19 protein-coding genes are annotated in these 24567 nt (G+C 64.9%); 17 read left to right on the top strand and 2 right to left on the bottom strand.

Annotated elements, in window-relative coordinates:
- Nucleotides 1–135: 135 nt before the first annotated feature.
- From K0P03_RS26745 to K0P03_RS26765, 5 genes are all read left to right on the top strand, one after another.
- Nucleotides 136–1710: an ABC transporter substrate-binding protein gene (locus tag K0P03_RS26745; RefSeq protein WP_272791144.1), complete on the top strand. Its 1575-nt coding sequence runs from the start codon at nt 136–138 to the stop codon at nt 1708–1710.
- A 218-nt stretch (nt 1711–1928) separates the two neighbouring features.
- Nucleotides 1929–2894, top strand: coding sequence for an ABC transporter permease (locus tag K0P03_RS26750; RefSeq protein ID WP_023515892.1), 966 nt, complete (start codon nt 1929–1931; stop codon nt 2892–2894).
- A complete protein-coding gene (locus K0P03_RS26755; protein WP_050744733.1) occupies nt 2894–3790 on the top strand; it encodes an ABC transporter permease in 897 nt (298 codons plus the stop codon). Before K0P03_RS26750 ends, K0P03_RS26755 begins: the two co-directional genes overlap by 1 nt.
- Before the next feature lies 1 nt (nt 3791).
- Nucleotides 3792–5501, top strand: a complete 1710-nt coding sequence (locus K0P03_RS26760; RefSeq protein WP_272791145.1) for a dipeptide ABC transporter ATP-binding protein — start codon at nt 3792–3794, stop codon at nt 5499–5501.
- A gap of 107 nt (nt 5502–5608) precedes the next feature.
- Nucleotides 5609–7051: an amidohydrolase family protein gene (locus K0P03_RS26765; protein ID WP_272791146.1), complete on the top strand. Its 1443-nt coding sequence runs from the start codon at nt 5609–5611 to the stop codon at nt 7049–7051.
- Nucleotides 7052–7099: 48 nt separating this feature from the next.
- Here the strand turns inward: K0P03_RS26765 and pdxR are convergent, their stop codons facing one another.
- Entirely contained in the window at nt 7100–8578 is a 1479-nt protein-coding gene (gene pdxR, locus K0P03_RS26770) for a MocR-like pyridoxine biosynthesis transcription factor PdxR (RefSeq protein ID WP_050744735.1), read from the bottom strand.
- 139 nt (nt 8579–8717) lie between these two features.
- On the opposite strand from pdxR, the gene tauA reads away from it, so the two are divergent.
- The 12 genes from tauA to K0P03_RS26830 all read left to right on the top strand — a co-directional run bounded on the left by tauA (nt 8718) and on the right by K0P03_RS26830 (nt 23802).
- Nucleotides 8718–9737 carry a taurine ABC transporter substrate-binding protein gene (gene tauA, locus K0P03_RS26775; RefSeq protein ID WP_272791147.1) on the top strand — a complete coding sequence of 340 codons (1020 nt, stop codon included), beginning with the start codon at nt 8718–8720 and terminating at the stop codon, nt 9735–9737.
- 89 nt (nt 9738–9826) lie between these two features.
- Entirely contained in the window at nt 9827–10639 is an 813-nt protein-coding gene (locus tag K0P03_RS26780; protein WP_023513817.1) for a taurine ABC transporter ATP-binding protein, read from the top strand.
- Nucleotides 10632–11459, top strand: coding sequence for an ABC transporter permease subunit (locus K0P03_RS26785; protein WP_023513816.1), 828 nt, complete (start codon nt 10632–10634; stop codon nt 11457–11459). The genes K0P03_RS26780 and K0P03_RS26785 overlap by 8 nt, the downstream gene beginning before the upstream one ends.
- 209 nt (nt 11460–11668) lie before the next feature.
- Nucleotides 11669–12055, top strand: coding sequence for a nuclear transport factor 2 family protein (locus K0P03_RS26790; protein WP_272791148.1), 387 nt, complete (start codon nt 11669–11671; stop codon nt 12053–12055).
- Between the two features lie 18 nt (nt 12056–12073).
- Nucleotides 12074–13474, top strand: coding sequence for an NAD(P)/FAD-dependent oxidoreductase (locus tag K0P03_RS26795; protein ID WP_272791149.1), 1401 nt, complete (start codon nt 12074–12076; stop codon nt 13472–13474).
- Nucleotides 13475–13502: 28 nt separating this feature from the next.
- Entirely contained in the window at nt 13503–15278 is a 1776-nt protein-coding gene (gene xsc / locus K0P03_RS26800) for a sulfoacetaldehyde acetyltransferase (RefSeq protein WP_272791150.1), read from the top strand.
- A 72-nt stretch (nt 15279–15350) separates the two neighbouring features.
- A complete protein-coding gene (locus K0P03_RS26805; RefSeq protein ID WP_443020610.1) occupies nt 15351–16388 on the top strand; it encodes a YeiH family protein in 1038 nt (345 codons plus the stop codon).
- Nucleotides 16388–17389 (top strand): phosphate acetyltransferase, encoded by a 1002-nt coding sequence (gene pta, locus K0P03_RS26810; RefSeq protein WP_272791151.1) that lies wholly within the window; start codon nt 16388–16390, stop codon nt 17387–17389. The genes K0P03_RS26805 and pta overlap by 1 nt, the downstream gene beginning before the upstream one ends.
- 573 nt (nt 17390–17962) lie before the next feature.
- Nucleotides 17963–20047 carry a hydantoinase/oxoprolinase family protein gene (locus K0P03_RS26815; RefSeq protein ID WP_272791152.1) on the top strand — a complete coding sequence of 695 codons (2085 nt, stop codon included), beginning with the start codon at nt 17963–17965 and terminating at the stop codon, nt 20045–20047.
- Nucleotides 20048–20062: 15 nt separating this feature from the next.
- Nucleotides 20063–21721, top strand: coding sequence for a hydantoinase B/oxoprolinase family protein (locus K0P03_RS26820; protein ID WP_272791153.1), 1659 nt, complete (start codon nt 20063–20065; stop codon nt 21719–21721).
- Nucleotides 21722–21802: 81 nt separating this feature from the next.
- Nucleotides 21803–22609, top strand: coding sequence for an NAD-dependent epimerase/dehydratase family protein (locus K0P03_RS26825; protein WP_272791154.1), 807 nt, complete (start codon nt 21803–21805; stop codon nt 22607–22609).
- Nucleotides 22609–23802 (top strand): NAD(P)/FAD-dependent oxidoreductase, encoded by a 1194-nt coding sequence (locus K0P03_RS26830; protein ID WP_272791155.1) that lies wholly within the window; start codon nt 22609–22611, stop codon nt 23800–23802. Before K0P03_RS26825 ends, K0P03_RS26830 begins: the two co-directional genes overlap by 1 nt.
- Before the next feature lie 19 nt (nt 23803–23821).
- On the opposite strand, the gene K0P03_RS26835 is transcribed toward K0P03_RS26830, so the two are convergent.
- Entirely contained in the window at nt 23822–24553 is a 732-nt protein-coding gene (locus K0P03_RS26835; protein ID WP_023513195.1) for a FadR/GntR family transcriptional regulator, read from the bottom strand.
- Between the last annotated feature and the right edge of the window lie 14 nt (nt 24554–24567).

Genomic DNA, 24567 nt, shown 5'->3' on the forward strand with positions numbered 1-24567 from the left:
ATACAATTTTTGCATATAGTGTGTGCAAATTCTAGCGCTGGTATCTTGATATTCCATTTTCATTATGTACAGTCATATTCGGAGTGATCGTATGCAAAAATAGTATTGTATGCATACAAATCTGGGAGAATCCGCATGAAGACCTACGTGAAAACCCTGCTGGCGGGGCTGGCCATGCTGGCGCCGCTTTCCGTACCTGCCCTTGCCGAGACGCTGCGCTGGGCGTCGTCCGGCGATGTCATTTCCTACGACCCGAATGCGCAGGTCGACAGCTTTACCCAGAGCGTGCACCACATGGTGTTCGACCCGCTGGTGCGGCGGAACAAGGAGCTGAAGCTGGAGCCGGCGCTCGCCACCTCCTGGGAGGTCATCGAGCCGACGCGCTGGCGCTTCAAGCTGCGCCAGGGCGTGAAGTTCCATGAAGGCCAGCCCTTCAATGCCGACGACGTGGTGGCGACGATCCAGCGTCAGATCGATCCCGGCGCACGCAACCGCGAAAATCTCTCCACCGTTACCGGCGTCGAGAAGGTGGACGACTATACCGTCGATCTCATCCTGCGCGGCCCCTATCCGCTGCTTCTCAACGACCTCGCCGCCATCTACATCATGAGCAAGCCCTGGATGGAGGAGCATGATGCGCTGAAGCCGGGCAACGCCTCGACGGGCGTCGTCACCTATGCGAGCAACCACGCCAACGGCACGGGCGCCTTCAAGCTGAAGAGCTACGAGCCGGATTCCCGCTCGGTCTTCGAGGTGAACAAGGACTGGTGGGACAAGCCCGAGCACAATCTCGACGAGGTGGAGTTCCGCCCGATCGCTTCCGATGCGACGCGTGTTGCCGCGCTGCTGTCCGGTGAAGTCGACATGATCGCGCCGGTGCCGTTGCAGGATGTCGACCGCATCGCTGCCACGGACGGGCTGAAGGTGGCCGAGAATCCGTCGCTGCGCACCATCTTCCTCGTCTTCAGCTACCGGCCAGAGCTTCATGCCGCCCCCGGAAAACCCAACCCGATGCTCGACGTGCGGGTGCGTCAGGCGCTCTGGCATGCCATCGACATGAACACGATCCAGAAGCGCCTGATGCGCGGAAAGTCGCGTATCGCCGCCATGCTCGTCGCCCCTGCCGTCACCGGCTATGACGAAACCATCGACGTGCCGCTGCCCTACGACATCGACAAGGCCAAGGCGCTGCTCGCCGAGGCGGGCTATGCCGATGGCTTCAAGACGGGGCTCGCCTGCCCGAACGATCGCTACATCGCCGACGAGCAGATCTGCCTGGCGATTGCCTCCATGTGGGCGAAGGTCGGCGTCCAGGTGGATCTCAGCGTCGAGAGCAAGACGACCTATTTCCCGCGCACCGACAAGGGCGAGTTCGATACCTATCTGCTCGGCTGGGCCTCGCTGCCGCCAATGGACGGTTTCAGCCCGCTGCAGTCCCTGCTGGCCACCAATGACGGGGTCTTCGGCGGCAGCAATGCGGATGGGTTGTCCAATCCCGAGATTGACAAGCTGGCGCATGCCGCGGCCGTCGAACTCGACGAAGCCAAGCGTGTCGACATGCTGAAGCAGGCCTTCCGCATCACTCATGACCAGGTGCTCTATCTGCCGCTGCACCAGCAGCCCGTCGCCTGGGCGATGAGCACCAAGGTCGACATGCCGCAGTTCCCCGACGAATACGTTCGTCCCTGGTTCGCGAAGGTCAAGAAGTAACGGGTTTCTCCCGAGGCATGGTTCCGGCCGGCGAAAGCGGCCGGGACCATTTCGCAAACCGGTTTGATCCTCCCGGCCTGCCAAGACGGTACGCGGGGAGGCGGGGCGAAGAGCCGGTTCACCGGCGTGTTTCGATGCCGTTCCGGATGCCGGGCCGCTACGGCCGTTTGCCGGAATTGCCCGTGGAGCGCAGGCGCTCCCTAGCAAGGACTATAACGATGCTCAGACTTTTCTCGGTGAGGCTGCTCCAGGCGGTCCTCGTCATGCTGGCCGTGACGGCCATCGCCTTCGTCATGTTCCGCTTCGTCGGCGATCCCGTTGCCTCCATGGTGCGCGAAGGGGCGACCCAGGCGGAAAAGGACGCGCTGCGCGCGGCCCTCGGCCTCGACAAGCCTGTGCTGATGCAGTTCATGGATTTCGTCGGCCAGGTGCTGACAGGGGATCTCGGCACGAGCTTCCGCTATCAGCAGCCCGTCGTAAGCCTGCTGATGAGCCGCCTGCCGGCAACGCTGGAACTTGTGATCGTGGCGACCTTCCTGGCGCTCGCCGTCGGCATTCCCCTGGGTGTGCTCTGCGCGCTCAAGCCCAATTCCGTTCTGTCCCGTCTCACCCAGGCGACGACGCTGGTCGGCATTTCCATGCCCACCTTCGTCACCGGCCTGCTGCTGATCCTGGTCTTTGCCGTCAACCTGCGCTGGCTGCCATCCTCCGGACGAGGTGATCTCGTCGACCTCGGCTTCTGGCAGACGGGCTTCCTCAGTTTCTCGGGCCTGAAATCGCTGATCCTGCCGTCGATCACGCTGGCGCTCTTTCAGCTCACGTTGATCATGCGGCTGGTGCGCTCGGAGATGATCGACGTGCTGTCGTCGGATTACATCCGCTTCGCCTTCGCCCGCGGCCTGCCGCGCGCCTATATCTACGGGCGGCTGGCACTGCGCAACGCGCTGATGCCGGTCGTGACCGTCACCGGCCTGCAGATCGGCCAGCTCATCGCGTTTGCCATCGTCACCGAGACGGTGTTCCAGTGGCCGGGCATGGGCCTGCTCTTCACCAATGCCGTCGGCTATCCCGATGTGCCTGTTCTTGCGGCCTATCTGCTCTTCGTCGGCTTCCTCTTCGTCATGATCAACATGATCGTCGACATCCTCTACACCTTCATCGATCCGCGCCTGAGGACACGATAATGGCCACGCAATCCCTGATGCGCCGGCTGCCGCCGGTTTCCGTGATGATCGCCGGCCTGGTGCTTGCCATCATGCTCGTGCTCGTCCTTTTCGCCCCGCTGATCGCGCCGATGGACCCGCGCGACGTTTCCTCCTACTCGCTGATCGACATGGAGATCCCCCCGGCTTTCATGGAGGGGGGCGATCCGCGCTTCCTGCTGGGCACGGACAACCAGGGCCGCGATCTCGTCTCGGTCATCCTGTTCGGCCTCAGGATCTCCGTCGTCATCGGCCTCGGCGCGGTGCTGTTTGCCGCCGCGTTCGGCGTCGTTCTGGGGCTTGTCGCCGGTTTCTTCGGTGGCCTGGTCGACAATGTGGTGATGCGCATCGCGGATGTGCTGGTCAGCTTTCCGACGATCCTCGTGGCGCTCCTCATCAGCGGCATCGCCCGCGCGCAGCTCAGCGCCGATACGATGCTCGCCTGGGCGCCGCTCGTCCTGATCTTCTCCATCGCGATCAACGAATGGGTGCAATATGCCCGTACGGTCCGCGCCTCGACCATGGTGGAGGTCGCGCGTGACTATGTCCGTGCCGCCAAGGTGATCGGCCTGCCCTCCGGGCGCATCATGGGCCGCCACATCCTGCCGAACGTCATGAGCTCGGTCATGGTCATCGCCACGATCAACCTCGCCGGGGCGATCCTGACGGAGGCGACGCTGTCCTTCCTCGGCGCCGGCATGCCGCCGACCTATCCCTCGCTCGGCACGCTGATCCGCATCGGCAACCAGTTCCTGTTCTCCGGCCTCTGGTGGATTGCGGTCATGCCGGCGGCGGTTCTCGTCATCCTCGTGCTCGCCGTCAATGTCATCGGCGACTATCTGCGCGATCGCTTCAACCCGAAACTGATGGCCCGCTGAGATGAACACGACCCCCGTCCTCGACATCAAGAAACTCCGCGTCGAATATCCGCTGGCGAGCGGCGATACGCTCGTCGCCGTCAAGGATATCGACCTCCTGATCCGCCCCGGCGAGATCCACGCCCTCGTCGGCGAATCCGGCGCGGGAAAAACCACCGTCGGCAATGCGCTGATGGGCCTGTTGCAGGCCCCCGGCAAGATTGTTGCCGGCTCCATCGAGATCGCCGGCAAGCCGATCGACCTGCGCACCGGCCGCACCGAGGGCATCGTGCCCGGCCGTGACGTCGGCGCGATTTTTCAGGACCCGATGACGAGCCTCAACCCGCTCTTCACCGTGGAAAGCCAGCTCTGCGAAGGCATGCTGACCCATCTGAAGCTCTCCCGCGCCGAGGCGAAGGCCCGCGCGCTGGAGCTGATGAAGGCCGTCGGCATTCCCGAACCGGAACGCCGGCTCGGCTCCTATCCGCACCAGCTTTCCGGCGGCCAGCGCCAGCGCGTGGTCATCGCAACGGCGCTGGCCTGCGGCCCCCAGCTCCTCGTTGCCGACGAGCCGACGACGGCGCTCGACGTGTCCGTGCAGGCACAAATCCTGAAACTGATCCGCGATCTCGCGGACCAGCGCGGCGTAGGCGTGCTGCTCGTCACGCACAATATGGGTGTCGTCGCCGAAATCGCCGACCGCGTCACCATCATGCAGAACGGTGCCGTCGTGGAAAGCGGCTCGGCCCGCGAGGTGCTGACCGCTCCCAAGGCCCCCTATGCCCGCACGCTGATCGCCGCCGTGCCGCCGATTGAACATCGGCTCGAACGCCTGCCGGTGCCGAGCGAGGAAACGCAGGTGACGCTCGATGCGCGCGCCGCCGTGCGCGCCAAGAGCACGAGCAGCGAGACGGGCAGCCGCGACGACGTGATGCTCTCCGTCAAGAATCTTGCCGTTGAATATGGTGGCCGGTCGCTGATCCCCGGCCGCAAATCCTCCGTCTTCCGCGCGGTGAAAGGCGTTTCTTTCGACGTGCGCCGCGGAGAGATTTTTGGTCTCGTCGGCGAATCCGGCTGCGGCAAGACGACCGTCGCCAACACCATTGCCGGCCTCGTCACTCAGAGTTCCGGCAATATCGATTTTCAGGGCACGGCGCTCGGCGCAAAACGCGAGAAATCCGTGCGCAAGTCCCTGCAGATGGTGTTCCAGGACCCGTATTCGGCGCTCAACCCGCGCTTGCGCATCAACTCGGCTATCGCCGAGCCGATCCTGTTCTACAAGCTCGCCTCCAATGCGGAGGAGGCCCGGCAGGACGCCAGGACGCTGCTGGAAGCGGTCGGATTGCCGGCGGATGCGGGCGGCCGCTTCTCGCACGCCTTTTCCGGCGGCCAGCGCCAGCGCATCGCCATCGCCCGCGCACTCGGCCCGCGCCCGTCGCTCCTGATCTGCGACGAGCCGACCTCGGCGCTCGACGTCTCGGTGCAGGCTCAGCTCCTCAACCTCCTCAAGGACCTGCGCGACCTCGCCGGGCTCTCCATGCTGTTCATCAGCCACGATCTGGCGGTCATTCGCCAGATGTGCGACCGCATCGCGGTGATGAAGTCGGGCGAGATCGTCGAGCTGGCGGAGACCGAGACGCTGTTCACCGCACCACAGCACGACTACACCAAGGAACTGCTGCGCCTCGCGCCCTCGCTCGACCGAATCCTGTCGCGGCAGGCGGCGGAGTAACGTTGCGCTCCTTCCCTTCTCCCCGCTGGGGAGAAGGGAAGGAGCGGCACCGGTTCACGTTAAGGCGTCCGTGTGTCAGAAACTGAACCGAACCAATGGAGACCGCCATGGCCGACATCCTCATCAAGAACGGCGTGGTCATCGCCATCGACCCGCAGCGCCGCATCATCCATGACGGGGCGGTCGCCATCACCAGTGACCGTATCGTCGCCGTCGGACCGACCGCCGAGGTGGAGGTCGCGCATCCGGCCGCAGAGGTCATCGATGCGCGCGGTATGGCGATCCTGCCGGGCCTTGTCGATGCGCATGCCCATGCCGGCCATGGCCTGATCAAGACGCTCGGTGGCGGGAAGAGCGATCCGTGGTATCAGGCCTGCCGCGGCGCCTATACCGTCGGCTCGACGCCGGATTTCTGGTATGCCGAAGCGCAACTTGCCGCGCTGGAGCGCCTGCGCTTCGGCGTCACGACGGGCGTCTCGCTGCTTGGCGGCGGCGATTCCGTCATGCGCACCGACGAACCGCAATATGGCGATGCCCATATGGAAGGCGTGCTTGGTATCGGAACACGCTCTGTGGTGGCGGTCGGCACGACCCGCCCGCCTCATCCCCTGACCTATGCCCGCTGGCACGGCGAGACACGCACCGACTATCCCGTTTCCTTCGACCAGCAGTTTTCGACCTGCAAGGCGCTTATCGACCGCTGGCACGGCAGCCAAGGCGGCCGCCTGCACCTCGCCTTGCTGACGCCCACCTTGCATCAGGGTTATCGCGACACGGCGGGGGCACAGGAGGCCGTCGCCCAGTCACATACCGTCAAGTGCTATGCCGAGGAACGCGGCCTCGTCTTCACCCAGGACGGCCACACCAGCGGCAGCGTGCGTATCGCGCATGAGATCGGGATCCTTGGCCCGCGCACCCTCCTGTCCCATGCAACGGGCCTTGATGCGGAAGACGTTTCGATCTGCGCCGAGACCGGCACGACCATCGTGCACAATCCGAGCGCCGTTGCCGCTATCCTGGCGCGGTGCCCCGTGCCGGAGCTGCTGGATGCGGGTGTCACCGTGGCCATTGGTTCGGATGCGACGGCACCGGATCGTTCGGCCGACATGTTCCGCCACATGCAGCAATGTATGCATTACCACCGCACCCATTTTCACGATCCAAGCTGGCTTCCGCCCGGCAAGGTGCTGGAAATGTGCACCATCGACGCCGCGCGGGTGCTCGGGCTCGAGGCGGAGATTGGTTCACTCGAGCCGGGCAAGAAGGCCGATATCATCCTCGTAGACCTGCGCCGCCCGCACCTCTACCCCGCCCACATGCCGGAATTCCGCGTCACCTGTTTTGCCAACGGCAACGACGTGCACACCGTTCTGGTCGATGGCAGGGTGTTACTGCGCGACCGCAGGCCCGTCCATGCCGATCAGGACTCGGTGCTCGACGCGGCGCAGCGCGAGGCCGAGCGTATGATCGACCGGCTGGATTTGCGTTACGCGCTGGAGACGCCGCGCATGTTCTGGCGCCACAGCCGGGACCTCGACGTGCTCGACTGAACGGCGACGGGGTAGCCGCAAGCAGGCGCGCGCCTTTGGCGCAACATGTCATCCCGCCATCAGGCGTTCGATGCCCGCCCTGAGACGTGAAACGCCCTCGACGATATTGGCACGCGGGATCGAGGAATAGCCCATGCGGAAGTAGCGGCATGGCTGGTCGTTTCTCGGGAAGAACGGCGAGCCGGATTCGACGAGGACGCCGTCCTGGCGAAGTGCGGTGACCAGCCTATCGGCATCGAGCCCGTTTGGCCCTTCCATCCAGAAGGACGTGCCGCCGAAGGCTGAGGAGCCGACGACCGTCAATCCCTCGCGCTCCAACGCATCGGCCATGAGGACATGGCGCTTGTGGTACTCGGTGCGCATGCGGTGGAGCACGGCATCATAGTGGCCGAGCGCCAGGAAATAGGCGGCCGTGCGTTGCAGGTGGCCGGGTGGATGGCGCAGCATCAGCGAGCGCAGCGCGCGTGCCTCGCGGATGAACGGTGCGGGCGCGACGAGATAGCCGAGGCGCAGCCCCGGAAACAGCGATTTCGAAAAGCTGCCGATATAGAGCACGCGCCCGGTGGAATCGAAGGCTTTCAGCGCCGGCGAGGGCGGGGCGAGATAGCTGATCTCGAATTCGTAGTCGTCCTCGACGATGACGAAATCCTTCTCCGCCGCCGCCTGCAAAAGCCGCGTGCGCCGGTCGATCGGCATGGTCGCGCCCGTCGGCGAATGGTGGCTCGGCGTGACGAAGACGGCATCGGTATCGTCGGGCAGCCCATCCGGCGGCAGGCCCTCGCCATCGACGTCGACAGTGGTGACCTTTGCGCCGCTGAGCAGCAGCGAGGCGCTGATATCGGGATGGCACGGGTTTTCACACACCGCGCTGGAGCCCCTGTCGAGGATCAGCCGCGTGACCATCCACAGCGCATTCTGCGCGCCGACGGTGATGAGCACCTCGTCCGGATTGGCATGGATGCCGCGCCGCGGCAGGGTGCGCGAGCAGATGTAATTGACCAGCCGCACGTCGTCGGCCGCCGCAAAATCGCTCGCCATCAGGATGAAATCCTCGCGCGCCAAGGCGCGGCGGGCGCAATCGCGCCAGGCGTTGAGATCGAACAGCGTCGGGTCCATCTGGCCATAGAGGAAAGGGTAGGGATAGCGCCGCCAGTCGAGCGGTTTTGAGACCTGGCGCACCACCTCGAAGCGCATCTTCATCTTGCCCGTCCAATCGACCGGGGCGGAGCCGGCCGAGGGGCGGTCGCCTTCGACGCCGCGTCCCGGCGGATTGCCGGCGATGCGATAGGAGCTGCGGTCGGCGGCCTCGACATAGCCCTGCGACACCAGCTCCTGATAGGCGAGCGTTACCGTGATGCGGGAAATGTTGAGGTAATCGGCAAGCTTGCGGGTGGAGGGCAGGTGCGCGCCGGGCTGCACGCGGCCGGCCAGCACCGCCGAGACCAGCGTTTCGCGCAACTGCGCCTGCAGACCCAGTCCGCTCTCCCGGTCGATGAAGAAAATCGTCTCGGAAACGTTGGTGCGCACGTCTTCCGTCCTCCGCTCCGCCAGTCTGGATCTATTCAACTTCCAAACTGGATATAACGCAAGGCGGACTTCACCCTTATCACTTTCATCAAGAAGACCGGGAGGAAACCGGCTCAAGCACCAATCGATGAGGAGAACGATGATGCTTTTCAAACATTTTCAACGCATGACCGCGACCGCCGGCCTTCTGGCGGGCCTTCTTGCTTCCAGTGCCGCCTATGCGGAAACCAATCTGGTCGTCGGCTATCAGCAGATCGTCGGCCCGTTCGTCGCCGCCATCGCCGACGGCCGTTTCGACGCGGCGGCCAAGGAGGTCGGTTACACGATCGACTGGCGCCAGTTCTCGTCGGCCGGCGACATCACCACGGCGCTCGCCTCCGGCGACGTGCCGATCGGCGTGCTCGGCTCGACCGGCACGGCGGCGGCCGCGACCCGCGGCGTCGAGCTGCAACTGTTCTGGATCCTCGACAACATCGGCAAGTCCGAGGCGCTGGTCGCCCGCGATGGCTCGGGCATCGAGACACCCGCCGACCTCAAGGGCAAGAAGGTCGCCGTGCCCTTCGTCTCGACCTCGCATTTCCACCTTCTGGTCGGCATGAGCAAGGTGTGGAACGTCGATCCGCGCGAGGTGGGGATTTTGAACCTGAAGCCGCCGCAGATCGTCGCCGCCTGGCAGCGCGGCGATATCGACGCCGCCTATGTCTGGCCCCCGGCGCTCTCGGAAATCCTCAAGACCGGCAAGGCGATCTCGGACAGCGAGGTCATCGGCGCGGCCAGCGTGCCGACCTTCGACGGGCTGGTGGTCGACAAGGCCTGGGCGGCGGAGAACCCCAAGCTGATGGAGGCCTTCACCAAGGTTCTCGCCGAATCCTATGCCGACTACAACGCCAACAAGACGAAGTGGACAGTGGACTCGCCCGAGGTACAGGGTATCGTCAAGCTGATCGGCGGCGACGGGCCGAGCACGGTGGAGGCGCTGGGGCTGCTCTCCTTCCCCAATGCGGACGAACAGGCCTCCGACACCTGGCTCGGCGGCGGGGCGACGCGGGCGCTCACCGAAAGCGCCAAATTCCTCGTCGAGCAGAAGCAGATCGGCAAGTCGCTCGACGATTATACGCCCTTCGTCAATGCGGATTTCGCCGCGGCGGCGGCGAAGTAACCATCCGTCGATGGCGCACCGGCCGGTGGAGCGGCCGGTGCTGCCATCTTCGCTTAGAGACGTGATCGAGGTGCAGGGAGGCATTTCTCATGGAAACACTCAGCGTCAGGAACATCAGTCTGACCTATCCGGGCTTGTACTCGGACCAGGCGGTGATCGCCCTGAAAGGCGTCAATCTGACCATCAAGAGCGGCGATTTCGTCGTCGCGCTCGGCGCTTCGGGCTGCGGAAAGACCACGCTGCTCAACCTGATGGCGGGCTTCATGGCCCCCTCGGAGGGTGATATCTCGCTGGGCAATCACCGGGTCAACGGTCCCGGCGCCGAGCGCGGCGTGGTTTTTCAGAAACATGCTCTCCTGCCCTGGCTCAACGTCATCGAGAACACCGAATTCGGCCTGAAGCTGCGCGGCGTCGACAAGGCGGAGCGGCGGGAGATCGCCACCAAGAACCTTGCCCTCGTCGGCTTGCAGGATTTCCACCGCCACATGATCTACCATCTCTCCGGCGGCATGCAGCAGCGCGTCGGCATTGCACGGGCGCTGACCTGCGACCCCGCCATGCTCTTGATGGACGAGCCGATGGCGGCGCTTGACGCGCTGACGCGCGAGACCATCCAGGAATTGCTGCTGGAGGTCTGGCAGCTCACCAACAAGATGTTCTTCTTCATCACGCACAGCGTCGAGGAGGCGCTGTTCCTCGGTTCGCGGCTGATCGTCATGTCGCCGCGCCCGGGCCGCATCACCCATACCTACGAGCTTGATTTCAACCGCCGTTTCCTCGCCGAAGGCAATGCCCGCGCGATCAAGTCGAGCCCGGAATTCATCCGCATGCGCGAGGAAGTGCTCGGCATCATCTATGGCGACGAACGTGCGTCCGGCAACCCGGAGGTGGCCCATGCTTGACAGAGTGACACGCGCCAAGCCCGCCAAGGCCGGCAAGATTTTCGGCGCGCCGGGCGACGGCAGCAGCGGCCTGATCAGCTTCGTGACGGCGGCCGTGCTCGTCGCAATGTGGTTCCTCGTGACGGAGTCCGGCTGGGTCAAGCCGCTCTTCCTGCCCTCGCCGCTGTCCGTCTGGGACAAGTTCTGGCTGGCGATGACGGAGGGCGTTTCGAACTCGACGCTGGCGCAGCATACGCTGGCCAGCATCGGCCGCGTCTTCGGCGCCTTCCTGCTGGCGCTGGTCACGGCGGTGCCGATCGGCATCCTGATGGGCGTCAACCGTTTCGTGCGCGGCCTGTTCGATCCGATCATCGAGTTCTACCGCCCGCTGCCGCCGCTCGCCTACCTGCCGCTGGTCATCATCTGGCTCGGTATCGGTGAATTCCCCAAGGTGTTCCTGATCTATCTGGCGATCTTCGCGCCGATGGCGATTGCCGCAAGGGCAGGGGTGCGTTCGGTCTCGACGGAGCAAATCCACGCGGCCTATGCGATGGGCGCCACCCGCGGGCAGGTCATCAGCCAGGTCATCATGAAGGCCGCCCTGCCGGAGATCTTCACCGGCATGCGCATCGGCATCGGCGTCGGCTGGACGACGCTGGTGGCGGCCGAAATGGTCGCCGCGAACCGCGGCCTCGGCTTCATGGTGCTCAATGCGGCGGAAAACCTCGAAAGCGATACGGTCATCATGGGCATCTTCATCATCGGCCTCTTCGCCTTCGCCTTCGACCTGCTCATTCGCTACCTCGAAAAGACGCTGATCCCCTGGAAGGGGCGCATCTGACCGGCGGCGGCTAGAGCAATTCCAGCAAAAGTGCGCAGCGGTTTTGCGTCAGGAATTGCGGAAAAACAAAGAGATAGAGCGTTTTAGCGATTCGAAGAAAAGCGGAAATGCTCTAGCCCCGACACTTCATTTCCCCGGCCGTGGCGGCCTTTCAAAGACGGCGTTTCCCGTCTCCGGCGAAGCCATGCCTTGCGACAAAGGACAGGACGATGACACTCACTGCAACCGATCTCAAAAGCGTGTTCGATGCCTTCAACCGGCATGACATCGACGGGGTCATGCGCTTCTTCGCCGAGGATTGCGTGTTCAACGCGGTCGGCGGCCCGGAGGTTTATGGCACCCGGATCGAAGGCTTTGCTGCGATCGCCGACGCCTTCAGCGGCGTCTGGAAGGCGATGCCGGATGCCGAATGGGGCAACCACAGCCATTTCGTCAGCGGCGACCGCGGCGTCTCCGAATGGACGTTTTCCGGCACGGCCGCCGATGGCAGCCGCATCGAGGCGGAGGGCTGCGACCTCTTCACCTTCGAGAACGGCAAGATCGTCCGCAAGCAGGCGTTCCGCAAGAACCGGCCGGTTCTGCAGCCCCGCTACTGAGGGATGGGAGGCAAGGTCATGCAGATGCGCACCATTCCCCCGAAAACCGGCAGGGCGCCGTTCGATCCCGCCTATGATCCCGAACATGCCAAAAGCCCCGGCACCGGCAAGGACTATGCGCCGACCTACTGGATCGGCACCGCCGGCCCGGAGCCGGAGGACGACGGCCCGGTCACGCGCGATATCGATGTCGACGTCGCCATCATCGGCTCCGGCTATACCGGCCTGTCCTGCGCCATCCATCTCGCCCGCGAGCACGGTATCAAGGCGACGGTGCTGGAGGCAAACGGCGTTGCCTGGGGATGCAGCACCCGCAACGGCGGGCAGGCGCAGATTTCCGCCGGCCGCCTGAAGCGCTCGCAATGGATCGCCCGCTGGGGTGTCGATGTCGCAAAGCGCATGCATGCGGAGATATCCGAGGGTTTCGACCTGTTCCGTTCGCTGGTCCGTGAACCGGAGATCGATTGCGATCCGCAGGACGGCGGCCATCTCTACATCGCGCACCGTGACAAGGTCCTGCCGAACCTCGAAAGCGAGGCCCGCGTCCTCAACGACACGTTTGGCTATCGCGCCCGCATAGTCTCGCGCGAGGAGATCCACAGCGATTTCGTCCGCGACGCGGAGGCCCGCGGTGCCATGTACGAGCCTGACGGCATGGGCATCCACGCCGCAAAGCTCGCCTTCGGTTATCTCCGGCTGGCGCGGCGGCTCGGCGCAAGGGTGCACACGTCGAGCCCGGTGCTCGACTGCACGGCCAAGGGCGGCGTGCATTATCTCCGGACGCCGGGCGGCACGGTGCGCGCTCGCGCGGTCTGTATCGCGACGGCCGGCTACACGTCTCCCGGCATGAATGCGCTGACGAAACACCGGCTGATGCCGATCCTGTCGAATTCGGTGGTGACGCGGCCATTGACGGCGGAGGAGCAGCAGGCGCTGAACTTCAAGACGCTGATACCGCTGACCGATACGCGCACGCTCCGCCACTACTATCGCATGCTGCCGGATGGCCGGGTGCAGATCGGCAGCCGCAGCGCCATCACCGGGCGCGACGCCACCAACCCGAAACATCTCGCGCTACTGCTGGAAGGGCTCTATCGAAAATTCCCGATCCTGCGCGGCATCGAGATCGACTATTCCTGGTGGGGCTGGGTCGATGTCAGCCACGACATGATGCCGCGCATCTTCCAGCCCGACCCCGCGCAAAAGCTGTTCTACGCCATGGGCTATGGCGGCAACGGCGTCATGTATTCGGCGCAGGCCGGGCGCCGCATGGCGCAGATGGTCGCCGGCAAGGGCGCGGGCCTCAACCTTCCGATCTTCACCTCGCCGCTGCCGAGCCACGGGCTTCTCACCCCGTTCCGCCGGCTCGGCCAGTGGGGCATGTACCGCTGGTACTACCTGCGCGACGAAATCCTCTAACCCATTGAAATCAGAAAGGGAACACGCCATGAAAATGACCACCGAGGAAGCCTTCGTCAAGGTTCTGCAGATGCATGGCCTCGAACATGCCTTCGGCATCATCGGCTCGGCCATGATGCCTGTGTCGGACCTCTTCCCGAAGGCCGGCATCAAATTCTGGGACTGCGCGCACGAGACCAATGCCGGCATGATGGCCGACGGTTTCAGCCGCGCGACAGGCACCATGTCGATCGCCATCGGCCAGAACGGCCCGGGCGTCACCGGCTTCATCACGGCGATCAAGACCGCCTACTGGAACCACACGCCGCTCCTGATGGTGACGCCCCAGGCGGCCAACAAGACGATCGGCCAGGGCGGCTTCCAGGAGGTCGACCAGATGGCGATGTTCAAGGAAATGGTCTGCTACCAGGAAGAGGTGCGCGATCCCTCGCGCATTCCCGAAGTGCTGAACCGCGTCATCGAAAAGGCCTGGCGCGGCTGCGCCCCGGCGCAGATCAACATCCCGCGCGACTACTGGACCCAGGTGATCGACGTCGACCTGCCGTCCATCGTGCGCTTCGAGCGCCCGGCCGGCGGCCCGCAGGCGATTTCCGAGGCGGCAAAGCTGCTGTCGGAAGCAAAATTCCCGGTCATCCTCAATGGCGCCGGCGTCGTCATCGGCGGGGCGATCGGCGCCTCCATGAAGCTCGCCGAACGGCTCGACGCGCCGGTCTGCTGCGGTTACCAGCACAACGACGCCTTCCCGGGCAGCCATCGCCTGTCGGTCGGCCCGCTCGGCTATAACGGCTCGAAGGCGGCGATGGAGCTGATCTCCAAGGCCGATGTCGTGCTGGCGCTCGGCACACGCCTCAATCCCTTCTCGACCCTGCCGGGCTACGGCATCGACTATTGGCCGAAGAACGCCGCGATCATCCAGGTCGACATCAATGCCGACCGCATCGGCCTCACCAAGAAGGTGACGGTCGGTATCTGCGGCGATGCCAAGCAGGTGGCGGGCCAGATCCTCGAACAGCTCTCCCCCTCCGCCGGTGATGCCGGGCGTGAGGAGCGCAAGGCGGCGATCCACCAGACCCGCTCGGCCTGGCAGCAGCAGCTCTCCTCGATGGATCACGAGGACGACGACGTTGGCACGGAATGGAACGAGAGCGCCCGGAGCCGCGAGCCGAACCGCATGTCGCCGCGCCAGGCCTGGCGGGCGATCCAGGCCGCACTGCCGAAGGAGGCGATCGTCTCCACCGACATCGGTAACAACTGCGCCATCGGCAACGCCTATCCGACTTTCGAGGACGGCCGGAAATATCTGGCGCCCGGCATGTTCGGCCCCTGCGGCTACGGTTTCCCGTCGATCGTCGGCGCAAAAATCGGCTGCCCGGATGTGCCGGTCGTCGGCTTTGCCGGCGATGGCGCCTTCGGCATCTCGATGAACGAGATGGGCTCGATCGGCCGCGAGGGCTGGCCGGCGATCACCATGGTGATCTTCCGCAACTACCAATGGGGTGCGGAAAAGCGCAACACGACGCTGTGGTATTCCAACAACTTCGTCGGCACGGAGCTGAACCCCAATCTCAGCTACGCCAAGGTGGCCGAGGGCTGCGGCCTGAAGGGCGTCGCCGTCGATACGCCGGCGGCCCTCACCGAGGCGCTTTCCACCGCCATCGCCGACCAGAAGCGCGGCGTGACGACCTTCGTCGAGGTCATCCTCAACCAGGAACTCGGCGAACCCTTCCGGCGTGATGCGATGAAGAAGCCGGTGCCGGTCGCCGGTATCGAGCGCGCCGACATGCGCCCGCAGACGCGGGCCTGATCCTCCCCGACCCATGTCCCGCCCGGAAAAACCGGGCGGGCCCGTCTTCCCGCAAGTGACCGGAACGACATCATGACCTTCGCCGCCTCCGTCCAAGACCGTTTCAGGGGCATGCCCTCCGGATTTGCCGCCTATTGGCCGGGCTTCGCCGTCACCGCCGCCGTGGCCGTCGCCGCCCAGTTCCTCTCCGATCACTACGGCGCGCCGGCCATGCTGATGGCCTTGCTGCTCGGCATCGCCTTCCATTTCCTCTCGGAAGAGGGGCGCTGCGTCGCCGGCATCGATTTCTGCGCCAAACATGTGCTGCGGATCGGCGTCGCGCTGCTCGGCGTGCGCATCAGCGTCGATCTCCTGATCGGGCTTGGGGCTGGTACCATCCTGTTGCTCGTCTCCGCCCTCGTCTCGACGATCGGCTTCGGCCTGCTTGCCGCAAAACTGCTCGGCCGCGGCTGGCGGCTGGCGCTGCTCACCAGCGGGTCCGTCGCCATCTGTGGCGCCTCCGCGGCGATGGCGATTGCCGCCGTGTTGCCGAAAAACGAGTTTTCCGAGCGCAACCTGATCTTCACCGTGCTCTCGGTGACCGTGCTCTCGACGCTCGCCATGATCGCCTACCCGATCATCGCCCAGACCATGGGGCTCGATGCGCGGGCGACCGGCATCTTCTTCGGCGGCACCATCCATGACGTGGCGCAGGTCGTCGGCGCCGGCTTTTCCGTCTCGCCGGAAGCGGGCGAGACGGCGACGCTGGTCAAGCTGATTCGCGTCACCATGCTGGCGCCGGTCGTGCTCACCTATTCGCTGGCGCTGCGCAATGTGCCGCAGCCGGAAGGGGAGGCGGGAAAACGCCCGCCGCTCCTGCCCGGATTCGTCGTCGCCTTTCTGATCTTCGCCGCGCTCAATTCCTTCGGCCTCGTGCCCGAGATGGTCGCGACGGCCGGCATGGAGACCTCGCGCTGGGCGCTGCTCGCCGGCATCGTCGCCGTCGGGATGCGCACCTCGCTGCGCCGGGTGCTGGATGTCGGCGGCGACGCCGTCGCGCTGATCGTCGCCGAGACCGCCTTCATCGCCGTCTTCATCCTCGTCGGCATTCACTATCTGGGGCACGCCTGATGAAACCGCTCGACCGCATTCTCGAAACCGCCAAATCCGCGCCGCGCCATATCGTGCTCGCCGAAGGGGAGGACCCGCGTGTCGTCGCAGCCGCCTTGCGGGCCGTGCGCGCCGGCATCGCCGGGATTACGCTGGTCGGCAGCCGTGCGATCGTCGAGGAACGGCTTGCTGCCGCCGGTGCGAGCCCGGGCGAAATCCGCATCGAGGACCCGGCAACGTCTCCGCTGACGCCGCGCTTTGCCGCCGCCTATCATGCGCTGCGCAAGAGCAAGGGCGTCGATGCAGCGGCTGCGGCCGAGGCGGCGCGCTCCCCGCTCGTCTTCGCCGCCATGATGGTGCGGGAGGGCGAGGCGGACGGCACGGTGGGCGGGGCGGTGGCGACGACCGCGGACACGGTGCGCGCCGCGCTCCAGACGATCGGCCGCGCGCCGGAGGCCGGCCTGGTGTCGAGCTTCTTCCTGATGATGCTGTGCGAGGCGCATCATGTGAAGAAGGGCGCCTTCGTCTTCGCCGATTGCGGGCTGGTGGTCGATCCCGATGCCGCGGGCCTTGCCGATATCGCCGTCATGTCGGCGCGCTCCTTCGAAGCCTTGGCCGGCAAGCCGGCGAAGGTGGCGATGCTCTCCTTCTCGACGGCGGGCAGCGCCGCGCATGACCGCGTCTCCAAGGTGGTGGAGGCGACGCGGCTCGCCCATGCCGCCGCGCCCGGCCTCGTCATCGACGGCGAACTGCAGTTCGACACCGCCTTCGTCGAGGCCGTCAGCGCCGCCAAGGCGCCCAATTCCGCGCTGCACGGCGAGGCCAATGTCTTCGTCTTCCCCAATCTCGACGCCGCCAATATCGGCTACAAGATCGCCCAGCGCATCGGCGGCGCCACCGCCATCGGCCCGATCCTGCAAGGCCTTGCCAAGCCCGCCAACGATCTTTCGCGTGGCTGCAACGCCGATGACGTCTTTCACATGATCGCGGTCACGGTGGTGCAGGCGGGCTACAACCCATGACGGCGCCTTGCGGATATCGTTGACGCAAGGGCGATGTTTCTTCGTGAGAATTGATCGCCTGTCTTGATCACAAGGTAGATATCCTATCGGCGTCCTGCTTCAGGCCAGCAGGCCTGCACCGATCACCGTGCCCGCTAGCCTGAAGCAGGTCCGGCGAGAGGGATCCTGCCGTTCCCGACCCCTTCGTTCCTGCTTTGCCGTGCCGCCCATGTGTCCGGGGGCGATCTGCGCGGCGGCGCCGAACGGCCGCTTGGTGGATCCGTACCGCCTGTTTTATGTCCTTTCGACCTCCGCGAGAGGCTCACCACCGCGTGGGGCCGAGCGTCGGCGGGGCTTGCCGCTTGCACCGACTCGTGTTCGTTACCAAAGCCTGCCATCGTGTGATCCAGTGCCGCCACGGTGCTCGTCGCAGCCTGGATTGCGCGGAGCCTCTGGGTTGGTTTAAGTTGACACATGTATGATAAGTGATATATCCATTTTGCGATTGAATACCCTTTGCGGTTGGATGGCCGGGCCGGGCGGCAGATACGGCAGGGGTGCGGCGCTGTAAGGATGTCGTCTGTGGAGAGTGCGATGGTGAAGGATAGCCCGCGAAACTGCCGGGTCGGCGTCGATATCGGCGGTACGTTCACGGATATCGCGCTCGACATCGACGGCGTCCTTCATTCGACGAAAGTGCTGACCGACTATACGGCGCCCGAACAGGCGATCCTCAAAGGTGTCGTTGCCGTCGCGGATCTCGCCGGCATCGCCCTTTCCAAGATCGACCTCCTGATCCACGGCACGACGCTCGCCACCAATGCGTTGATCGAGCGGCGCGGCGCGAAGACCGCCTTCGTCACGACGGAGGGGTTTCGCGACGTGCTGGAAATGCGCACGGAAAACCGGTTCGAGCAGTACGATCTCAACATTACCCTGCCACCGGCCCTGATATCCCGCGCCGACCGCTTTGTCGTGCGTGAGCGCATGAACGCCGCCGGCAAGGTGCTTCTGCCGCTGGACGAGGCCTCCGTTGCCGCCGTGGTCGAGGCGATTGCCGCCGGCGGCTACGAGAGCGTCGCCATCGGTTTCATCCATGCCTATGCCAACGGCGCGCACGAGGTCGCGGTGCGCGCGGCGATCCTGGAGCGCCTGCCGCATGTCTCCGTGTCGATTTCCTCCGAAGTCTCGCCGCAGATGCGCGAGTTCGAGCGGTTCAACACGGTCTCAGCCAATGCCTATGTCAAGCCGGCGATCAAATCCTATCTCGATCGGCTCGTCGTCTCGCTGAAGGAGATCGGCGTATCCTGTCCGGTCTTCATGATCCATTCCGGCGGCGGCATCGTCTCGGTGGAGAGCGCCGCGGAATTCCCGGTTCGCCTCGTCGAATCCGGCCCTGCGGGCGGGGCGATCTTCGCCGCCGACATCGCCCGCCGCCATGGGCTCGACACCGTGCTTTCCTTCGACATGGGCGGCACGACGGCAAAGATCTGCCTGATCGAGAACCAGGTGCCGAAGACGGCAAAGACCTTCGAGGTTGCCCGCACCTATCGCTTCCGCAAGGGCTCCGGCATGCCGATCTCCATCCCGGTCGTCGAAATGGTGGAGATCGGTGCCGGCGGCGGCTCCATCGCCTCGGTCGATGGCATGCGCCAGATCCGCGTCGGCCCGCATTCCGCCGCCTCCGAGCCCGGCCCGGCCTGTTACCAGCGCGGCGGCAGGAGCCCGACCGTGACGGATGCCGACCTTATCCTCGGCAAGCTCGATCCCGACAATTTCGCCGGCGGCGTCATCCCGCTTTCTGTCGAGGCCAGCAGGCAGGCCATGGCCGACGATATCGGCGCCGTCATCGGCCTCGATCCGGAGGCTGCCGCCTTCGGCACCTGCGAGATGGTGGACGAGAACATGGCCAATGCCGGCCGTGTCCACACGGTCGAGAACGGCAAGAACATTGCCGATTTCACCATGATCACCTTCGGCGGCGCCGGCCCGCTGCATGCCGCGCGGCTCTGCGAGAAGATGGGCATCTCCACTTTCCTTGTACCTCCGGGTGCCGGTGTCGGCTCCGCCATCGGCTTTTTGCGCGCGCCGTTCGGCTACGAATCCGTGCGCAGCGCCGTTTTCAATCTCTCGGCATTCGATTTTGCCGCGGCGAACGTGCTGGTTTCAGCCATGCAGGCGGAGGCCCTCGGCTTCGTAGAAGGCGGGCTCGATCGCGGAACGCCCGTCATCGAACGCACGCTCTTCATGCGTTACGCGGGGCAGGGCTGGGACATTCCGGTGCCGCTCGACGTCGAGCAGTTCGATGCTGTAAGCGCGGTGAAAATCGCGGGCCTGTTCGAGAGGGAATATGAGCGCTTTTTCGGCCGCGCCATCGAGGGGCTTGCGGTCGAGATCGTCAGCTGGTCGGTCAAGGCAAGCTCCCCGCTGCCGCCCGTCGCCCGGGTTTCCATCGTCGATGAGGGCGCCGTCGTGGCGCCTCCACGGACGCGCCGCCTCTTCGACGCCGCGCACGGCGTCTTCCGCGATGCCGGCATTCATGAGCGGGACAGCTTGATGCCCGGCGACGTGGTCAAGGGGCCGGCCGTCATCGTCGAGCGCGAGACGTCCACCGTGCTCACCGCCGCATTCAGGGCCGTCGTGCAGAACGACGGCTGCCTGCTCGTCACCCGGACCTGATCGAGGATCGAAGGCATGAACCGGTCGATGATCGATATTCACATGCAGGTCATGTGGAACCGCCTGATCTCCGTCGTCGAGGAACAGGCGCAGACGCTGATCCGCACGGCCTTCTCCACCTCGGTGCGCGAGGCGGGCGATCTTTCGGCCGGCGTGTTCGACCTTGAAGGCCGCATGCTGGCACAGGCCGTCACCGGTACGCCGGGCCATGTCAATGCCATGGCCGAATCCGTCGCCCATTTCATTCGCGACATCGGCCCGGAGAACATCTTCGAAGGCGATGTCTACATCACCAACGATCCTTGGAAGGGCACCGGCCACCTGCACGACATCACCGTCGTCACGCCCTCCTTCCACCATGGCAGGCTTGTCGGCTATTTTGCCTCCACCGCCCATGTGGTGGATATCGGTGGTCGCGGCTTCGGGCCGGATGCGCGTGAGGTTTACGAGGAAGGCCTCTTCATCCCGATCATGAAGTTCTTCGAGCGCGGCGAATTGAACCGCACGCTCATCCATATCGTGCGCAACAATGTGCGTGAGAGCGACAAGGTGGTCGGCGATTTCCATGCGCTGGCCGCCTGCAACGAGACCGGCCACCGCCGCCTCGTCGACATGCTCACGGAGTTCAACCTCGAAGACCTTTCGGTGATCGGCGGCTTCATCCTGAAGCACAGCCGCGAGGCGACGCTGGAGCGGCTGCAGGCGCTGCCGCATGGCAGCTGGTCCTATAGCCTCGATCTCGACGGTTATGACGAGCCTGTGCATCTTGCCGCAAGGCTGACCGTCAGTCCCGACGGCGTGCTGGTCGATTTCGACGGTACCTCGGGCATGAGCCGGTTCGGCATCAATGTGCCGCTGGTCTATGCGAAAGCCTATGCCTGCTACGGCATTAAATGTGTGGTGGCGCCCGACATTCCGAACAACGCCGCCTCGCTTGCGCCCTTCGACGTTGCCGCACCCGAAGGCTGCATCCTCAATGCCAGACGTCCGGCCCCTGTTGCCGTGCGCCACGTGCTTGGCCATTTCGTGCCGGACCTCGTGCTCGGCGCGCTGCATCAGGCACTGCCCGGAAAGGTGCCGGCGGAAGGCGCGAGTGCACTCTGGAACCTGCATATGAGCGTGCGTCCGCTGAGCGACGAGATCGGCGGCAAGGGCGCGGAAATCCTGATGTTCAATTCCGGCGGCACCGGCGCGCGCGCCGCGCTCGACGGGCTCAACGCGACGGCCTTTCCGAGTGGCGTGCATACAATGCCGATCGAGGCGACGGAAAATGTCGGCCCGGTCATCGTCTGGCGCAAGGAACTGCGCCAGGGCTCCGGTGGCGCCGGTGCGCAGCGCGGTGGTCTCGGCCAGATGATCGAGATCGAAGCGGCCGAGGGTTTTTCTTTCCGCTTTTCCGCGATGTTCGATCGCCTCGGTCATCCCGCCCGCGGTCGCGACGGCGGCCTTGATGGCGCGCCCGGCGGTGTAGCGCTGGATGATGGCACGGTGCTGAAGGGCAAGGGCCTGCAGTTCGTGCCGGAGGGGCGCCGCCTCGTGCTTTCTCTGCCGGGCGGTGGCGGATATGGCGATCCGGCCGAACGCCCCGCCGATACCGTCGCCCATGACGTCAGACACGGCTACATCACCGGCGAACAGGCTGCGCTTTACGGCAAGGCGGAGGGCAAAGCCTGAGACGGGCATCTCAGGTCGCCGTTGCTCTTGTCGTCCGCCATCGTGGCCAGCTTCGACTGAAAAGATTCTGGAGGAAAGACCATGTCGCATTTTCAAAGGGTTCTGTTGACAGGCGCGGCGGGCCGGGTCGGCACGGCACTGCGCCAGTCGGGCACGCGGCTCGGCAAGGTCGTGCGGCTTTCCGACCGCAGGCCCTGCGAAAACCTCGCTTCCCACGAGGAGGACTTCACGCTCGACCTTGCGGATTTCGAGGCGGTTTGTACGGCGGTGCAGGGGTGCGATGCTATTGTGCATCTCGGCGGCCAGCCGCTCGAGGCCGAATGGAAGACGATCCTCGACAGCAACATTTCCGGCGGTTACCACCTCTACGAGGCGGCGCGCCGCCACGGCGTCAAGCGCATCGTCTATGCCAGCTCCGTGCACGCCATCGGCTATTATGAGCGCACCGAGACGATCGACGGCAACGTGCCGACGCGGCCGGACAGCCTTTACGGCGTTTCGAAGACCTTTGTCGAAAATCTCGGCCGCTACTATTTCGACAAGTTCGGCATCGAGAGCGTCAACATCCGCATCGGTTCCTGTTTCCCGGAGCCGACCGACCGGCGCCATCTCATCACCTGGCTCTCCTACCGCGACTGCCGCCAGCTCGTCGAAAAGTGCCTTTCGGCGGAACGCGTCGGTTTCATGGTCGCCTACGGCATGTCGAACAACAGCCGCGCCTTCTGGGACAATCGTACGGCGGCCTCGCTCGGCTACCGACCGGAGGACAGCGCCGACGACTATGCGGACAAGGTTTTTGCCGAAACCGGACAGGGTGATCCGAACGATCCGGCGGTGCGTTACCAAGGGGGCGGCTTCTGCGCGGCCGGCCATTTCGAGGACCGGTGATGCAGGCGTCTCGGACAGCCTATGACGTCGTCATCGTCGGCGGCGCGGTGGTCGGCAGCGCAGCGGCCTATTTCCTGGCGACCAATCCGGATTTCACCGGCTCCGTGCTGGTGATCGAGAAGGACTGGACCTACCAGCGATCGGCGACCGCGCTCTCCTCCAGCTCGATCCGCCACCAGTTTTCCAATGCCATCAACGTGAAAGTCTCGCAATTCGGCACGGAATTCATCCGCAACTTCAAGGAGAATGTCGCGGTCGATTCCGACACGCCGGAGATCGGCTTCCACGAGAACGGCTATCTCTTCCTGGCAGGCGACAGGCGGGGCGCGGACGTGCTTCGCCGCAACCATGAAACGCAGCTCGCCTGCGGTGCGGAGGTCTCGCTGCTCAACCCGGACGGATTGACCAGGCGCTTTGCCTGGCTGAACACGGAAGGCCTCACCCTCGGCAGCAAGGGCGAACGCGGGGAGGGCTGGTTCGACAGCGTCGGCCTCCTGCAAGGGTTCCGCAAGAAGGCGCGCGCGCTTGGCGTCGAATACATCGAGGACGAGGTCGTGGCGATCAACCGCGAAGGCGACCGCATCGTCTCCGTGACGATCAGGGGTGGGCAGACCATCGCCTGCGGTACGCTGGTCAACACGTCGGGCACCAATGGCAAGGTCATGGCGCGCATGGCCGGTCTCGACATTCCCGTCGAGCCGCGTCGCCGCTCGATCTTCGTCGTCGATTGCCGCACGCCGCTCGGCCCCGGCGTCGGCCTCACCATCGACCCTTCCGGCGTCTTCTTCCGCCCCGAGGGGAAATTCTACCTGATGGGCACTTATCCCAAGCATGATCCGGAGGTCGATCCGGCCGATTTCGCCGTCATGCATGACGAGTTCGAAACGGAAATCTGGCCAACGCTGGCAAACCGCGTACCGGCCTTCGAGGCGATCAAGGTCGTCAACAGCTGGGCAGGCCACTATGATTACTGCACGCTCGACCACAACGTCATCCTCGGCCCGCATGTCGAGGTGAAGAATTTCCTCTTTGCCAACGGTTTTTCCGGCCATGGCCTCCAGCAATCGCCGGCCATGGGGCGCGGACTTTCCGAACTGATCACCTATGGAGGTTTCCGCACGCTCGACCTCTCGCCCTTCGGCTACGCGCGCGTCGCCGCGAACCGGCCCTTCCTGGAAGACACCGTCATCTGAGGGTGCGCGCGCCGAGCCTTCAATCGTCCCCTTCGCTGCCCGCGGGCTCGTCCAGGAGGGCGCGATAGCGGTTGAGGCTTTCCTCCAGATGGGCGACCAGCGCCTGCTTGGCGGCCTTGGGATCGCCTTGGGTGATCGCGGCGAGGATGGCGGCGTGCTCCCGGTTGATCTTCTTCAGATAGGCCTTCGAGGCAGGGCCGGACTGGCGGTGCTTGAGAACAAGGTCGAGATTGATCTCGCCCATCACGGCTTCGAGGAAACGCGGGAAATGCGGGTTGCGCGTCGCCTTGGCGATGGCGAGGTGAAATTCGAAATCGGCGCGCGCCTCGATCTCGGCATCGTTCGTGTTGAGTGTCTCGATATGGTCGAAGGCGCGGGCGATCTCCGCGAGGGCTTCCGGGGTGCGCCGCTGGGCGGCCAGTGCCACGGCCTGCATTTCGACGCCGAGCCGCAGCTCGAGGATCTGCATGGCCGAGCGGATGTCGTCGATGCGGCTGATCTCGAAGTTCAGCGCCCGCGTGTCCTTCTCCGTGACATAGACGCCGGCGCCCTGCCGCGCGATGACGCGGCCGGCAACCTTGAGCGAAGCCAGTGCCTCGCGGATGACGGTGCGGGAGACGCCGAACTCCTCGCACAGCTGGGCGCTCGACGGAATCTTTTCGCCGGGTGGATAGAGGCCCGAGTCGATCCGCTCGGCGAGCCTGGCGACAACGATCTCTGCGAGGTTGCCGCGCTGCGTGATGATCGACATGCCGATCCAGCCTT

It is taken from the genome of Shinella sp. HY16, from assembly GCF_028534175.1.
Taxonomy (GTDB): domain Bacteria; phylum Pseudomonadota; class Alphaproteobacteria; order Rhizobiales; family Rhizobiaceae; genus Shinella.